The organism is Cyanobacteria bacterium FACHB-DQ100, from assembly GCA_014695195.1.
In the GTDB taxonomy this organism is placed as follows: domain Bacteria; phylum Cyanobacteriota; class Cyanobacteriia; order Leptolyngbyales; family Leptolyngbyaceae; genus Leptolyngbya.
The window spans coordinates 1,069,994-1,086,405 of sequence record JACJNW010000028.1 but is presented as its reverse complement, the minus strand read 5'-3'; the positions used below and the strand labels follow the sequence as shown (position 1 = coordinate 1,086,405).

At 48.0% G+C, this 16,412-nt stretch carries 12 protein-coding genes and 1 tRNA gene; 4 read left to right on the top strand and 9 right to left on the bottom strand.

Translation table 11 applies throughout. From position 1 onward, the window contains the following. Positions 1-219: 219 nt before the first annotated feature. The 5 genes from H6F51_16235 to H6F51_16215 form a co-directional block, all read right to left on the bottom strand. A tRNA-Met gene (locus tag H6F51_16235) sits at positions 220-292 on the bottom strand. A 110-nt stretch (positions 293-402) separates the two neighbouring features. Further along, positions 403-2,178 carry a peptidoglycan DD-metalloendopeptidase family protein gene (locus H6F51_16230; protein ID MBD1824031.1) on the bottom strand — a complete coding sequence of 592 codons (1,776 nt, stop codon included), beginning with the start codon at positions 2,176-2,178 and terminating at the stop codon, positions 403-405. A gap of 796 nt (positions 2,179-2,974) precedes the next feature. Continuing rightward, a complete protein-coding gene (locus H6F51_16225) occupies positions 2,975-3,436 on the bottom strand; it encodes a tRNA (cytidine(34)-2'-O)-methyltransferase (protein ID MBD1824030.1) in 462 nt (153 codons plus the stop codon). Positions 3,437-3,987: 551 nt separating this feature from the next. Continuing rightward, positions 3,988-4,869, bottom strand: a complete 882-nt coding sequence (locus H6F51_16220) for a tetratricopeptide repeat protein (GenBank protein ID MBD1824029.1) — start codon at positions 4,867-4,869, stop codon at positions 3,988-3,990. Between the two features lie 166 nt (positions 4,870-5,035). Then, positions 5,036-5,347, bottom strand: a complete 312-nt coding sequence (locus tag H6F51_16215; protein ID MBD1824028.1) for a hypothetical protein — start codon at positions 5,345-5,347, stop codon at positions 5,036-5,038. Positions 5,348-5,621: 274 nt separating this feature from the next. Between H6F51_16215 and pyrR the strand changes: the two genes are divergently transcribed. Both pyrR and H6F51_16205 read left to right on the top strand, forming a co-directional pair. Then, positions 5,622-6,158: a bifunctional pyr operon transcriptional regulator/uracil phosphoribosyltransferase PyrR gene (pyrR, locus tag H6F51_16210; GenBank protein ID MBD1824027.1), complete on the top strand. Its 537-nt coding sequence runs from the start codon at positions 5,622-5,624 to the stop codon at positions 6,156-6,158. A gap of 24 nt (positions 6,159-6,182) precedes the next feature. Next, positions 6,183-7,223 carry a type 2 isopentenyl-diphosphate Delta-isomerase gene (locus H6F51_16205; protein MBD1824026.1) on the top strand — a complete coding sequence of 347 codons (1,041 nt, stop codon included), beginning with the start codon at positions 6,183-6,185 and terminating at the stop codon, positions 7,221-7,223. Positions 7,224-7,272: 49 nt separating this feature from the next. On the opposite strand, the gene H6F51_16200 is transcribed toward H6F51_16205, so the two are convergent. Together H6F51_16200 and H6F51_16195 are read right to left on the bottom strand one after the other, a co-directional pair. Continuing rightward, positions 7,273-8,484 carry an inorganic phosphate transporter gene (locus H6F51_16200; protein MBD1824025.1) on the bottom strand — a complete coding sequence of 404 codons (1,212 nt, stop codon included), beginning with the start codon at positions 8,482-8,484 and terminating at the stop codon, positions 7,273-7,275. Further along, positions 8,481-9,110, bottom strand: a complete 630-nt coding sequence (locus H6F51_16195; GenBank protein ID MBD1824024.1) for a phosphorylase — start codon at positions 9,108-9,110, stop codon at positions 8,481-8,483. The genes H6F51_16200 and H6F51_16195 overlap by 4 nt, the downstream gene beginning before the upstream one ends. A gap of 121 nt (positions 9,111-9,231) precedes the next feature. Between H6F51_16195 and H6F51_16190 the strand changes: the two genes are divergently transcribed. Continuing rightward, complete coding sequence (locus tag H6F51_16190; protein ID MBD1824023.1) at positions 9,232-11,835, top strand: efflux RND transporter permease subunit; 2,604 nt, start codon at positions 9,232-9,234, stop codon at positions 11,833-11,835. 177 nt (positions 11,836-12,012) lie between these two features. Here H6F51_16190 and H6F51_16185 read toward each other — a convergent pair whose 3' ends face one another. Then, positions 12,013-13,263 (bottom strand): DNA repair exonuclease, encoded by a 1,251-nt coding sequence (locus H6F51_16185; protein ID MBD1824022.1) that lies wholly within the window; start codon positions 13,261-13,263, stop codon positions 12,013-12,015. 110 nt (positions 13,264-13,373) lie between these two features. Continuing rightward, the gene (locus H6F51_16180; GenBank protein MBD1824021.1) at positions 13,374-14,291 is read right to left on the bottom strand and encodes a hypothetical protein; all 918 of its coding nucleotides are present in this window, start codon (positions 14,289-14,291) and stop codon (positions 13,374-13,376) included. 183 nt (positions 14,292-14,474) lie between these two features. Between H6F51_16180 and aspS the strand changes: the two genes are divergently transcribed. Beyond that, positions 14,475-16,271, top strand: a complete 1,797-nt coding sequence (gene aspS, locus H6F51_16175; protein MBD1824020.1) for an aspartate--tRNA ligase — start codon at positions 14,475-14,477, stop codon at positions 16,269-16,271. The last annotated feature ends 141 nt before the right edge of the window (positions 16,272-16,412 follow it).

Here is a 16,412-nt window from a genome sequence, read left to right as displayed (position 1 = left end):
GCGTGTGTGAGAACCGGAGTATAAGCGTCCTAGTTAAATAAATCAGTTCTCACACACAGAAAAAACGGCGGTATAAGTTTCGGTATTCATAGCTTTCTATGGGTATTTCACCCTGTTAAAAGTTGTGAATACGCTCTAGATATCGCGTCCACGCTATTCGGTTTATGGGAGTTTTAGGGGTAATCTGGGGCTTTGACTTTCCCCAACCTCTAAAATTTATGGCTCAGGCGAGATTTGAACTTGCGACCTTGGGCTTATGAGTCCCCTGCTCTAACCACTGAGCTACTGAGCCTTACAAAGTTATATTACCACAACTAGAAACGTGAATAAAGCGATCGCACCAGAAAATAAAATAGGGAAGGCTAATTAGCCTTCCCTATTCACAACTGTCACGGTTGCGTCTTAGCTGCGAGACTGGGGCAGTAATGCAACCGGATTTACGGCTCCTCGACCCGGTAAATGCACCTCAAAATGTGAGTGTGGGCCTGTGCTAAAGCCTGTACTGCCCATCTCAGCAATTTGCTGACCCTGGCGAACTTGCTGACCAACGCGGACAAGAATCCGGTTGTTATGAGCGTAGAGCGTAACGCTACCATCTGCATGTTCGACTTCAACCAGGTTGCCATAGCCGCCATCATTCCAACCGGCAGTAATCACTTTACCGGAGGCTGCTGCGACGATCGGAGTACCAACCGGAGCCGCAATATCAATTCCCTTGTGCATCCGTCCCCAACGCCAACCGTAGGGAGAACTCAGCACACCTTTAGCGGGCCACATATAGCCCTTAAAGCGATCGCCCGGCATATACGCATCCGATCGACCTAATGGGGGAAGATTGGGTGAAACCGTCTTTCCGACAGGAGAGCGCAGAATAGGGGTGTAGGATTCTGATCCCAGCGGTGCAGTTGCCACAACTTGAGACTTTGGCTTGGGTGCATCTGCTAACATGCGCTCCAGCCGAGTCTGACCCAAAGACGCTGCACCACCCTGGCTAGCAGATTTGAATTGCGGATTGACTCGACGAGACGAAGCACCAGCATTAGAAGCTTTAGGAGCCTCACGTTTGGCTTCCCGAGATTGATAACGTTCCCGCAGTCGCGAAATTTCAGACATCAGAGTATTGACATACTGGTCATCATTTCGCCGAACATCAACGGCTTGTATTTCTGGGGAGTGGCTCCGCGATGGAGTCAGGGCAACTTGACGAGCAGCACCACCCACTGCCAACGGAACGCTGGGATTGATCGGATTTTGAGCCGAGGCAAGACTCGGAACTGTCGGCACTTGAACCTGCGACACGCTGGGAGCTTGGGATTCAGCTACAGTAGCAGGCTGTGCCTGTGCCATTTTCTGAGGCACTTTAATAAATTGGTTTGCCTGGACGAAATTGGGGTTGGTGAGTTGGTTCAGATTAGCCAGATCGCGAGCCGAAATGCCGTGTGCTTGTGCGATCGAAGAAAGGGTTTCACCCGGATTCACTCGGTACGTGACCACACTAGGATTCGTCGATTGCGGTAGGGTCGCTACGACTTTCGAGCTAGATTCAGACTTAGAAGGCTCCTCAGACTTTAACTCCGCCAGACTCTGCTTCAATCGATCGCGGTTCTGCTTCAATTCTGCAAGTGCAGTTTGCTTGCGCTTAACAACCGTTGAGGAAACGCCTTGAGAAGCGTTTGCTTGCGGTGGAATGACTGGAACAGCCTTAAGGTCGGGCATGGACTGAATTGGCGTTGCCCGGAGCGCTGTTTGATTTGCAGCAGGAACCTGCAAAGTTTGACCGACCGACAGAACAGTAGTGGTTTGCAGCCCATTCAGGTTTGCCAGCTTCGCGACTTCAATGCCATAAAGCTCTGCAATTTTCCACAGCGTTTGTCCCTCTTGAACGGTATGAGTCACTGTGGCAGCACCAGCAGGTTCAGACACCCTGGGTGCATCCGCCGAGGTAGCAGTGCTGGGAGTCAAGTCGGATGTCGCAGGTTCAGTGGGGGTTGCAGCTTCTGCTTGACGCGGAGCGGCTAAACCATAAGCGCCGACTGAGAAAGCGAGACCAAGCATGGCAGCAGAGGTACGAACGGTTCGATTGACCTCTGGGGTCTGCCGGGGGTGTCCTTCAGTCGTCTCGGAGCCGAGTACGCTGAAAGGAACCGAGTTTAAGTCTTGCGGAACTGCTCGTTTCAAAAAAACGACCTCCTAAAGTGTGCAGCATTTAACTGTCATCGAGTCCGAAACTTGTTGCCAGTTACTCGATTGAGTTATGTTCGGACAATTTAACAAACGTTCACTGATGATCCCCAAGCAAGAGTACCCTAATTCACGATTTTTGGAAAATCTGTTTTGCTCAGCGATTGTTTGTGTATCCGAGAAAAATCGATAGCAGATTGTTTGAGCAACTGTCAACTCGCCACGGTCGGGCTGTTGGGCTAAATTCCAGTCTCCATATGCCTGAAGCGGATTTTGAGAAATCCGAAATATCAGGGGATTTGGAGTGAAGCTTAGTCGATTGATCAGCATCTTAACGAAGTTGTCTGGGTAATCTTGAGCGGAATGATCTGACTGAAATCTTTTAGAACAAATTCAAGATTTTAGTCAAGGTATCTCTTGTTCATATCTGATGACAAGAAATTAATGTAAACCATACCATTGCTCAACCGTAATTTCATGTAAATGTCTTAGATTTGATTTTTTTAGCTTGATGATTAGAATCGTTAAAATTTCGCACTATTGCTGTCTCTGAGCGACTTGTGGCCTTGTGATTGTTAAATCTAGGTGATAGGAAAATGGCAAAATTACGTGGGCAAAATATGATTTTTATCATATAAATTTCTTATCTAAAAATGGGTATTTGGTGATCAAGATAACTAATTTATCCGCATAAATTTGTATTGCACTTAGTTTGAAGTCATTAGGTAATCGATAAATGATCGCAAAAAAAGCCGCGATCGCGGCTTTTTTCGACACATCAATATATAGATATTTAGGTTAGATATCCAAGTTGGCGGCGAGCTTCAAATAGCCCAATTGCGGCGCTGACGGAGAGGTTGAAGCCACGAACACCAGGTTGGCTGATGGGAATATAAGCCAATATCGGGCAAGCTTGCATCACTTCGTCAGGAAGTCCGTTGGTTTCGCTGCCGAACAGTAGCCAGTCATCATCGCGGTACTCGATTTGAGTGTAATTCTGAGTCGCTTTGGCGCTAAAGCCAATCCAGCGCCCACCCTGACTCTGCGAGCAGGCTTGGAAGTCTGCGATCGAGGTGTGAACAGTCAACGAGACGTATTTCCAGTAGTCGAGGCCAGCGCGTTTGAGATAGCGATCGCTGATTTCAAAGCCAAGGGGTGCTACAAGATGCAGATCGGTTTGAGTTGCAGCGCAAGTGCGAGCGATATTCCCTGTGTTTGGAGGAATTTGAGGATGAACGAGAACAACTTTTGGCATGGATCAGGCAGTAGAAAGTAAGTTGTGAGAAAGTAAGTTGTGGCGGCAATATAACTTTGAAGGAAAGTTTGAGCATCTCCGTTCTATACAATTTTTTAATGCACCGTGAAGCAAGCGAAAGTATTAAATATTTTAATTAAAACCAAGTATCTGTCTAAAGTCAGATGAAGTGGCTTATTTTGTCAATGAAGTTTGATGCTTCTGTAGCAAAGTTGATAGAAACTATTGCTTAATTCTCATATGCCCAGCAAGAATCTGGCTCATTTATGGTCATAAACGAGCCGCTTGGAGCACCAATCAGGGCAATGCGGAATTTCTAGTGTTCAGGATTTTTAATAAGCTGAGCAGCCTAATTAATTTTAAGACTGCTGCTCTACCCTCACCTCGACTTTCTGCTGTGGAAAGGGAGCCTAAAATCCGTTTTCTCTTGTTCATTGGGAAGAAAAGAGGTTAGGGGATGAGGATCTTTAATGTTGTTGCGCTTATTTATTCAAAAATACGAAAAGCCAGGATTTCTCTAAATCCTGGCTTTTTCGCGGGATGTGATGAAACTAATTTTTAGGAGCAGGACTTGCTGGGGTCACTCCGGTTGAAGGAGTAGTTGGACTCACTGCATTGGGCGGGGCAGGTTGAGTTGTACTTAGACGGGTAATCTGATCTTTAAACTGAGCAGGTGCAAGGGAAGCTGCTTTATCGAATAGAGGTTTTGCTTCGTCGTTCTTGCCTTGCTCTTTCAGAACTAGCGCTTTATAAAGAACAGGCTGAAAATCATTGGCGTTCGTTTTGGCAGCTTCGTCAAAGGTAGCAAGAGCATCGTCATATCGTTTCTGAGAAGCAAATACTTTTCCTAGCAGAACCTGTACGGCTGTACTATCAACGCTGTTTGCCTGAGTTTTATTTGCGGTCGGCGCTTGCTTAATGGTGTCTTGTAGGAGTCCGATCGCAGCTTCAGGGCGCTGCTGCTTGATTAAGAGATCAGAGAGACCTGCGAGGGCGTTGAGATCGCCAGGTTTAGATTGAAGAATCGATCGATAAGCCTGGGCTGCTCCTTCTGGGTCGTTCAACTGCTGTTTTGCCTGAGCTAGTAGAACGGAATATTCGGTCATATTTGGATTAAGCTTTGCGAGTTTCTCCAGTGGAGAAACAACTCCTTTAACATCGTTTAGCTGTAATCGAGCTTCGACCAGTCCGCGCAGAGCTGTTGCATTATCGGGTTCGCGCTTGAGGACTTCTTCATAGCCTCTAGCTTGTGCTTCGATATCCGCTTTCTGGGGAGTCGCCGTTTGAGAAGGATTTGGACTCGGTTTATTCGCTTGGGGATTGTTGCTGAATGCAGAGGTAATCAAAGGCAACATTGTGACACCCAATAAGCCGACGGTTGCCACAATTAGAACGAGATTCAGCAGCCAACGATTTTTCCGTAGTTCGGTCACAAGATTACCTCACAATTTTTCGCAACGTTGAATGGCTAAGACAGAAGTTAGCAGATTCAACGATAGCGCAAAGTTGTGAAAAGGGAGCGGAAAGAAGTAGAGAGTAGGGAGTGGGGATGAAATCAGCAGGGCTGCGCTATTCTCCCCTGGCTCCCCGCTTTGTGAATCAGGCTTGAGCGGTTCGGGGTGGAGCGGTTGGTGAATTGCTGGGCATCGATCGGGCTTCTTTGACAGAATCGATTTCTGTAATTTCGATGTGATTTAACAGGGTGGTGACAAAGGCGAAAAGTAAAAAAGGCAGTGATAAAACAAGAATGAGTCCGACGGTGGCAAGAGCGTAAACTGGACGACTTGCACCCATCATTGCCATTGCTGCGGCAAGAGAGATGAAAATCACAATTAGCCAGACAATAATCTGACCGTAAATATCGCCGAATGAAAGCGTACAACTTAAGCGATACCGCTGCATATTATTCATAGTTTCCGATGCAAAACGATTAGAGCGATTCTCTAAACGTAGCGCCAACATAGGGATCGCGCTGGATTCTTCCGGTTTTCGCAACCTTTTTTAATTTACTTTTACAGTCGTTCAACCCTGTCAAAGAAAAACAGCGCAGGATTGATAAATATCCTCACTCGGTAGGTAGAGGTATGATCAACCCCCTGAACAAGCGGGAGCAAATAAAGAATTGGCGCAGGGTGGATCAAATTCCTTGTACGCTAACGCTATACCCTGTAGAAACGATCGCGCCATGCCGCTGGAACGAATTGAAATTTTGTCTGCTGAAGAGTTACGCCGAACGGCAAATCGCCTTGCATCGCAAATTGTTGAACGATCGGGTGATTTATCAAAGTTGGTTTTGCTTGGAATCTATACGCGGGGAGTTCCCCTGGCAAAAACAATCGCGGATCAAATCAATGCGCTAGAAAACATTGAGGTTTTATTGGGCGCGATCGATATTACGTTTTACCGCGACGATCTTGATACGATCGGAGTTCGCACCCCTGCTAAAACTGAGATTTCGTTTGATTTGACCGGGAAAACAGTGGTGCTGATCGATGATGTCATTTATAAAGGGCGAACGATTCGGGCGGCTTTGGATGCAGTGAATGATTATGGGCGACCGGAAGTGATTCGGTTGGCAGTGTTAATCGATCGCGGACATCGAGAAGTGCCGATTCATCCAGACTACATTGGTAAACAGCTCCCAACCGCAAAAGAGGAGATGATTAAGGTGTATCTGCAAGATACCGACGGGCGGGATGGAGTCGAGCTTGTGAAAGGATAAGAAAATACTGGGCTGAATAATTTTATGAATGGAGCGATGGAAACTCAGAATCGCAAAGCGGATCATCTGAGAGTGTGTCTAGAAGATGATGTGCAATTTCAACAAACGACGACGGGACTTGAGAACTATCATTTTGAACATTGTTGTTTACCGGAACTCGATCGCGCAGAGATTGAGATTGCTACAACTTTTTTAGGAAAATCGCTCAGCGCTCCGATTCTCATCTCTTCGATGACAGGCGGAACTGACTTGGCGAAAATGATTAATCATCGTTTAGCCGCGATCGCTCAAGAGTATCGCTTTGCAATGGGAGTCGGATCGCAACGGGTGGCGATCGAAGATCCTAGTGTTTCTGATTCGTTTACATTGAGAGCGATCGCGCCAGATGCGTTGCTGTTTGCGAATTTAGGTGCGGTTCAGCTCAACTACACCTATGGCATTGAGCAATGTTTACGGGCGGTTGAGCTACTCGAAGCCGATGCGCTGATTTTGCACCTCAATCCACTGCAAGAAGCGGTACAAACGCGGGGCGATACGAATTTTCGGGGTCTGCTCGATCAGATTGCTCAGTTGTGCGATCGACTCCCCGTTCCGGTGATTGCGAAAGAAGTGGGCAATGGGATCTCGAAATCGATGGCAGAGAGACTGATTGCAGCGGGTGTGGCTGCGATCGATGTTGCGGGTGCGGGTGGGACTTCTTGGGCAAAAGTCGAAAGTGGGCGCGCTCAAGATCCGAAGCAGCGTCGATTGGGAATGACGTTTGCAGATTGGGGAATTCCAACTGCTGATTGTATTACGCAGGTTCGACAGGTTTCTCCGACGATTCCGTTGATTGCTTCTGGTGGATTGCGAAACGGCTTGGATATCGCCAAAACGATCGCGCTTGGCGCAGATCTGGCGGGTTTAGCGTTGCCGTTTTTGCAGGCGGCGAACGAGTCGGAAGAAGCGCTGCACTTATTGGTGGATATTTTGAAAGCGGAGATTACGACCGTATTGTTTTGTACAGGCACGAAAGATCTAAAGGAATTGAGACAATCGGGGGTGTTGCAGAAACGATCGTTCTAAGGATTTGGTAGCAACGCGGTTCACCGTGTTGCTACGATCACGGATGTATTCAAGCCACAAAGATCGATCGCAAAATCAAAAACAGAATCCCGCTCAAGATTGCCGAAACTGGAATTGTGATCAGCCAGGTGAGAACGATCGACCGAATCGTCTGGAATTGAATTGATTTCAAGCCTTGCACCAGTCCTACGCCGACTACACCGCCAACCAGCGCATGAGAAGTCGAAACGGGTAAACCAAACCGAGACGCAACCAAAATTGTGGTTGCGGTCGCGAGTTCGGCACAGAGTCCGCCGCTAGGCTGGAGTGAAATGATGCCTTCCCCGATCGTTGAAATTACCCGCTTACCCAAAACCGCTAAGCCTGCCACAATCCCTACTCCGCCTAAAACCAGCGTCCAGAGCGGAATTTGAAAGTCGGCTGTCGGAACGCTGCCCGATTGCAGCACAGAAACGATCGCAGCAAAGGGTGCGATCGCGTTTCCGACATCATTCGAGCCGTGAGCAAACGCCACAAAACACGCGCTCACAACCTGAAATCTTCCAATCGTAGATTCTACCGTTTGCAGATTTTGTAATGCTGAGATCGATAAAGCACTAATTGAGATTGCACTTAGAACTAAAGCAATATTTTGAATAGGTGAATTAATCAGACTTTGAATCGGTTGCGCGATCGCTGGAAACACAATCACACCAAAAACTCCAATCAATACGGCACTGATCCAGGGAATCCATTCTTGTAATTGTGCGATCGCATTCGGCTGATCGAGAATCCACCGCTTGATCACACTGTAGAATGCTGCTGCAATCAGACTGCTGACCACTGGAGTAATGATCCAGGTAATTGAAATGATTCCGATCGTATTCCAATTGACGGCATCCAGTCCGAATGCTAAAGAACCCACTCCCGCGATCGCGCCAACGGTGGCATGAGACGACGACACCGGAAAGCCAAACAGCGTCGCCACATTCATCCAAACTCCTGCCGCAATAAGAACCGCAATCATGCCGATGAGTAAAATCTGCGGCGTAAATTGCTTAGGGTCAAGAACGCCTGTAATCAGGGTTTGAGAAACATTGCTGCCGAATAAAACCGCACCTGTAAACTCTAAGATTCCAGCAATCATCAAGGCTTGCTTTAGTGTGACCGCTTTCGAGCCGACGGAAGTTCCCATCGAATTTGCGACATCATTCGCGCCCAAATTCCACGCGAGGTAAAACGCGAGACCGCTAGAGAGAACTAATATCAGTTGAGCGTTCATGAACAAGGTAGCTCCGCTGCAAGTTGGCGCAATTTTCGCAATCCGGTCAGCGATCCTCGAATTAACCGACCTGCGGCGATCGGTTTTCGGATCATCGCTTTCGCCATCAGCACCGCTTGAATCTTACCGTTAGCATCAATCACACCGCTGAGATCCGGTAAATCTCCCCGCAGATCATCGCTCACAACCCGCAGCATCGCCACCGGACACTGAGACAAAACTGGGAATCCTTCCATATCGACGACTTCTGCACCATAGGTTTTGCCTAAATCGCGTTTTTCGCTCGCCGAGCAAATTACGCGATCGCTGGTGAATCCCAAAACCGGGGAAATCTGAAACTGGGCTTGAAGTCGTTGAGTTAAAGCGCGATCGCACGCTTTTACCTGTCCTGAATCGTTCACACAGGCACGATACAGCGCGATCGTGCCCACGTCAAAGTGAGGCGATAAACTGCCGCACAGTCCCATCAGTAGGATTTCAGCGGCATCAAAAGTGCGATCAATTCGCCGCACAGCGGCTTCACCGGCCGAAATAGGTATCACTTCTGGTGGATTTATCCTCGACCGAACGCCCTGATAAACGGCTTGATATTCTGCACCTTGAGGGACGAGAATGACGGAGACCATTGAAAGAATAAAGTTTTATAAAGTAATCTCGCTCTGAGGAGACACGCTCAATCATCTCAAATTTCCGATCGTATCTCACGCTTTTTTGCCCTCACCCACTGTTTTCTAGGTTTGACTTCTTATGGATCTGCCCACTCCGGTTCCCAAATCACGGGAGCGTTTCAATATCTCACGTCTCGCGATCGCCAAACCTGTATTGACGATTTGCGTTTGGCTGTTTATCACTGTGGCTGGGCTGTTTGCATTTAGTTCGCTGAAGTATGCACTGTTCCCGGATGTCACCTTTCCGGTTGTAGTTGTGAATGCGGAAGCGCCTTTGACGGTGACGACTGAAACAGAAAAGCAGGTCACACAGCCGATCGAACAAACGCTGCGATCGCTCTCAGGTTTAACCGAGATTCGGTCTTCGACCTATCCAAACCAAACAGCAGTGAGTTTATCGTTTGCCGTGGGCACGAGCCTGGAGACATCGAGCCAAACAGTTGAAGCGGCGATGAAGTCGATCGCGTTGCCCAAAGATACAAAGTACACGGTGACAGCGCTGAATTTGAATGAATCGGCGGCTGTGAGCTATGCGATTGAAAGCACTTCGCGCAATCTCCAGGATTTAGCGACGCTGACGAGCGATCAAATCGTTCCGCAACTTACAAAAATTCCAGGTGTTCTAAAAGTGAATGTGTTGGGCAGCGGTGGCACTCAGCCAGGAGCAACACTGACGCGATTCAATGGAAACGATGCGATCGCGATTCAAGTGATCAAACGCGGAGATGCAAACACGCTTGAAGTGGTTGATGCAGTCGAGCAAGAGATTTCAAAACTTAGAAACAATCTTACAAACGTCAAGCTCACACTTGCAGCAACGCAAGCGGAATATATCGAGAAAGCCACGCATTCCACAATTGAGGCACTGATCGAAGCGATCGTGTTATCGATCGTCGTCATTTTCCCGTTTCTCCGCAGTTGGAAAGCGACGTTGATCTCGGCGTTGGCAATTCCAATCTCGTTGCTGGGAACGTTCATTGTCATGGCGTTTTTCGGGTTCAATCTGGAAACGATTACGCTGTTGGCATTAGCGCTGGTGATTGGAAGCGTGGTCGATGATGCGATCGTCGATGTCGAGAATATCAGCCGCCATATCGAAGACGGAGCGACTCCAAGACAAGCCGCACTTCATGCCACTAACGAGATTGGTTTAACGGTGACGGCGGCAACGTTTACAGCCGTTGCGGTCTTTTTGCCGATCGGGCTGATGGGAGGTGTGATTGGGCAGTTCTTCAAACCGTTTGGAATTACGGTTTCTGCTGCGATGATTATGTCGCTACTGGTAGCGCGGACATTATCGCCTGTATTGTCGATTTATTTATTGCGGAAGCGTCCGGGACAGCCTCGCACTCAAACCAGCATGATTTGGGTTCGTTTCAATGAGGCGTATCGACGATTGTTGCAGTGGTCATTGCGGCATCGAGCGATCGTGGTTGGCATTGCGCTAGCGAGTTTTGCCGCGGGGATTGCGATTATTCCGTTGATTCCTCAAGGATTTATTCCGAAGCTCGATCGGGGTGAATTTAATGTGCGATACACTGCACCTTTACCGCAGATTCCCTCTCAGGAGCAGATTGCAGCACTTGTGGCAGCAGGTGGACAGGTGCCGCAAATCAATCCGCTACAAGACTCGCTAAATGTTGCTAAACAGCTAGAAGATACCGTGCGAAAATCTTCTGATGTCGCAACCGTGTTTACGACTGTGGGATCGCGTGAAGGAGAACCGAATAAAGGTTTACTCTATGTCAAGCTCAAAGAAAACCACACCACACCCACTGCCGCACTACAAGATCAACTGCGATCGAGCCTCCCGCAAATTTCAGGCGTTTCGACGAGTGTAGAAGATATTCCCTTTGTCGAAGCAGGTAGCCAGAAACCGCTTCAGGCAATGCTAAAAGGCGATGATTTAGCCACGCTGGAGAAAGCAGCAACCGATTTGAAGAACCGTTTGCAACCGATTTCAGGAATTGTTGATGTAACTGTGAGCGGTAGCAGCAATCGGAACGGGGTTCAACAGATCGATCGACAGGCTGGACAACGAGTGGTGTATGTCAGCGGAAATCTGGGTGAAGACTTGTCTTTGGGAGGAGCGACGGAGCGATTAGTCGCGGAATCGAAATCTGTTCTTCCCGCAGGTGTCACGCTCGATTTGGGGGGTGATTCTGCGAGTAGTCGCGAGATTTTTGGCAGCTTTGGCAAAACGCTGGGACTCTCTGCGCTGTGTATTGTGATTGTGCTGGTTTGGTTGTTTAAGAGCTTGATTGATCCGCTCGTCGTTGCTCTGTCGCTACCGCTTGCTTTGGTCGGTGCAATGTTAGCGCTACTGATCACTCAAAGCGACTTTGGCATGATTTCACTAATCGGGTTTGTGTTTCTTTTAGGATTAACCAACAAAAACGCAATTTTGATTGTCGATTACATCAATCAACTTAGACGCGAAGGATTCGATCGCAACGCTGCCATTCTCAAAGCCGCTCCAATCCGGCTGCGCCCAATTATGATGACGACTGCCGCAACGATTTTGGGCATGGTTCCGATCGCGATTGGTTTGGGTGCGGGATCAGAGCTTCGATCTCCGATGGCAGTCGCGATCGCGGGCGGACTGATTACTTCAACGCTACTAAGTTTGTTCGTCGTGCCTGTGGTGTATACCTTGCTCGATGATCTCAAGTTCAAGAAATAGGGAAACGATCGACGAGCCGCTTCTGTTTTGTTATACCAAATTAATCTTCAATTGCTACAGATCTTGGAAGCCCCCTAAATCCCCCAGAGTGGGGGATTTAGGGGGCTTCCAAGATCTGTAGCATTCACGAATTGACTTGGTATTAGGAATCGGCTCAGCCTTTTAATCTGAACTCGCTTAAGCGCCTAAAAGCTCCTCGACAAACTCATAAAGCTCAGCTTCCGATCGTTCTTCTAGCTGCATTTCTTTCAGCCCAATCAATCCTTTGGCTAACTCTGGAGCGCGATTTTTATAGTGATTGTGTGCGGCTAATAAATCTGTAAAAACTTCCTGTTCGATTTGAGTCCGACTCGCATCTTCTGCCAACGGAGACGCATACTCTACAGAATCTGCCTCATATTTGAGCAAGAACACTAAGGCTTGACTTAACTGTTGTAGGTCTTGTTGAAGCTTGCGGGTATCTAGTTCTAGGCGATCGAATCCCACTTGCCCTTCGATGCGGAGTTCTACCATTGGCTGCTCCTCTGGCTGAAGTTCACTAGACCGGATTGCGGCTTCAACCAGGGCGATCGCGCTTTGTTCAATGTCTTCGGTGCTTTCTTGTCCCCGTGCTTTTAGCTTCAATCGCACCCACGGACGCTGATAATAGTCTTTCTTTAACTGAGCATCAATGCCCTGATCACTCAGTTCAACGAGAAACACACCCCGATCGTAGTTGGCTTCTTCCACGCTGTTTGCTTCCGTTGATCCAGGGTTAAAAATCCAGCCTTGCTCTACATAGCTTTTGTGAATGTGTCCGAGCGCAAGATAATCAACCCCTGCCTCTCTGAGCGGCAATAAGTCTGTGTATCGCATCGCGCCCTGATAGCGTGCGATCTGACCTTCTAGCCCTTGATGAAACAGCATTATTGTATGTCCCGGACTCGGTGGAAGTTGTTGAATCGCTTGGGCTAATTGCTCCACGGCTCTAGGTGCAGAGGCTCCGTACCAGCGCGATCCCAACACTCTTACGCCACAATCGAGATCAATGTATCCGCCCACTTCACCATTCCACATCTCATAAATCACACCTCCGGTTTCAGCCCGATCGGGTTCCAGCAAAATCACTAATTCATCGTCCGCCAAATATTTCAGCCAGTTAGTCGAGATGCCATAGGGCCGATTATCGTGATTGCCTTCGATCGCAATGACTGGAATATGCGCCTCTTTTAGCAGTTGTAAACAAACTTTTGCTTGGTTGAGAATGTTCGGCTGAATGGTGCGGTGTTCAAACAAATCACCCGCAATGACGACAAAATCAACTTGGGGTTCAATTGCATACTTCAGCAACGCATTCTCAAACGCTAAGAAGAAATCCTTGGTGCGTTCTTTGTTGTTATAGCGATCGTAACCCAAGTGAACATCGGCAAGATGAAGAAATCGCGGCATAGGATTCACAACAAAGAATTCACAAAAGAATTCACGATAAGCAGCAAGAACGAGTTTACTACCTAAAGCTCGATCGTGCTGCTCTGCCCTCACAAATGTTATTTGCTGTTCTAGTTTGTCGGACTGTAACAGGTTTCATCCTTTCTGGTTAAGCAAAGCTGTCTCTGTCCTACATCAGCTTTGAATCTTACCTGATAAGTTTCGTTTTCGGCGGGTACAGTTTTCGTGTAGTTGTTTGCGCTGTCACAGGAAAAGTCACGAGTAAAGGTTCCCGGAGACCAATTAATCGTCAATGTACTGCCACTGAGCCGCACTCTTCCTTTTCGAGACTGGAAAATTTGCTGATTGCAGCCACCGCTCATAACATTCATAATTCCAGTAAACTCAACGGTTCCATTCGGCTGAAATTGATAGGTGAATCGTGAGCCGTTCGCCCCCAAATACGCACCGCCCTGAGTATACGTGCCGCTTCCGGTACGTGCCCAAACCCATTTACCCGTGAGAGTCGAAACATTGCCAACACCTTCCGCCGAGCCTTCTGGCTGAGTTGAAGCCGTTTGCGAGTTTGCACTTTCGTAAACAGACAGCAAAAGCTTGGCTTCGGCATCGTTCGGCAATTTTCGCAATTGCTCGACAAATTCCTGCGTGAATCCCTGGCGCACTCGGCTTTGTGCTGCTTCAGGTTGAGCAATGACTTCTGTGTAATTGGCAATGAGTTCGTCAATGCTTTTTTTAGTTCCTGCTGGATCTTGGTTAAAGCGGTTTAATGTAATGGATTGAAATTCACTGCGCTGTGCAGGCGTAAATTTTGCTCTAAACACCCATTCGTAAAAATCAATCACTTGATTAATGTCTGATCGATCAAGGGACTGGTTTTGAGCTATCAATAAAGCTTGACTTCTAGTAGTTTGGGCAGTCAGCCCCTTCGTTGCGCCACCCGTTAGAACGATCGATAAAGCAACTACAGGAAGATATTTCAGGGTTTTAATCATGCTATTTCTACCAAACACCACTTTTACATAGAGCAAAAGCACTATCTCTTATACTGCTAAATCGGAGAGATTTCGGGAGGTTGTTGCATTCTGTAATTTCCGACCTTGCCGAAGTCATGATTGAGCCGAAAAACATTGCTCGAAATATCGATCGCGATTGTGTCGTGAATACGGCATAATTAGGAGGTTTTCTAATTTTTAACCCTCTTTTCAAGCGATATGCGTACCCTGTACTGTGGTCAACTTCGAGCGAGCAACATTGGTGAAACGGTCACTCTTTTCGGATGGGTTGATCGCCGACGCGACCACGGGTATGTGATTTTTATTGATCTGCGCGATCGTGAAGGCATTGTGCAAATCGTTAGCGATCCCGAACGCACTCCAAATTCTTACAAAGCAGCAGGCGATCTGCGAAATGAATATGTGATCAAAATCGTCGGACGAGTCACCAAGCGTCCAGATGAATCACTCAATCCCAAGATTCCAACTGGCGAAATCGAAATCTACGCTGACGAAATTGAAATTCTCAACAGCGTTCGCAAGCAGCTACCATTCCAAGTGTCTGCCGCAGACAGCGAATCGGTGCGCGAAGAGTTACGGCTAAGATATCGCTATCTGGACTTGAGACGCGATCGCATGAGTCGCAATCTGCAACTGCGGCATCAGTTAATCAAATCGATGCGACGATTCCTCGAAGATACAGAAGGCTTTGTCGAAGTGGAAACGCCAATTTTGACGCGATCGACCCCAGAAGGAGCGCGGGATTATCTGGTTCCATCGCGGGTAAATCCGGGTGAATGGTTTGCCTTGCCTCAGTCGCCACAGCTATTTAAGCAATTGTTGATGGTGTCGGGACTCGATCGCTATTATCAAATCGCTCGATGCTTCCGCGATGAGGACTTGCGGGCAGAACGTCAGCCTGAATTTACGCAGCTTGATATGGAAATGAGCTTTATGACCCAGGATGAGATTCTGGATCTCAATGAAAGGCTGGTTTGTCACATTATCAAGACGATCAAAGGTGTTGAAATCCCGCGTCCATTCCCGCGTTTGACCTATGCAGAAGCAATGGATCGCTACGGTAGCGACAAGCCGGATACTCGATTCGGTTTAGAGCTTGTGAATGTGTCTGATGTGGTACAAGACTGCGGCTTCAAAGTCTTTGCGGATGCAGTGAAAAAAGGCGGATTAGTGAAAATCCTACCGATTCCCAACGGTAATGATGCAATCTCGAATGTACGAATTAAGCCCGGTGGCGATGTGTTCAAAGAAGCCTCAGAAGCTGGAGCGCGGGGACTTGCATACATTCGGGTTCGCGAAGACGGCGAGATTGATACGATCGGAGCTATCAAAGACAACCTCAGCGACGCTCAGAAGCAGGAAATTCTCACCCGCACCGCAGCAAAACCGGGACATTTGTTATTGTTTGCAGCAGGCGATGCGGCAACGGTCAATAAAACACTCGATCGCTTACGTCAGTATCTCGGCAACGAACTCGGCATGATTGATCCCGACAAGATGAACTTGCTTTGGGTGGTCGATTTCCCGATGTTCGAGTGGAATGCCGATGAGAAACGCTTAGAAGCGCTGCACCATCCCTTTACCGCACCGCACCCCGATGATGTCGATGACCTCAAAAACGCTCGCGCTCAGGCATACGACTTAGCCTTTAACGGGTTTGAAGTGGGCGGCGGTAGTGTGCGGATTCATCAGCCTGAACTACAAGCGAAAGTGTTTGAAACGATCGGCATTTCTGCCGAAGAAGCCCAAAATAAATTTGGCTTCTTGCTCGAAGCGTTTGAATATGGCGCACCGCCTCATGGGGGATTGGCTTATGGCATCGATCGCTGGGTGATGCTGTTATCCGGTGAAGAGTCGATTCGCGATGTGATTGCCTTCCCGAAAACACAGCAAGCGCGTTGTTTACTCACCAGCGCTCCTTCTAGCGTTGATGACAAACAATTGAAAGAGTTGCACGTTGCGTCTACTGTGAAGCCCAAACCCGGTGCATCTTGAGTCTTCGGTTGAAGCGTCTAGCTGCTTACGCCGGCGATCGAAAGCACTGGAATCAGATAGATTTGAAAATCTGCGGGATTGCGAGGGACGATCGCGCCTAAGCCTGATTAATTTCCCTAGATATGCGCCGAATACCAAAAT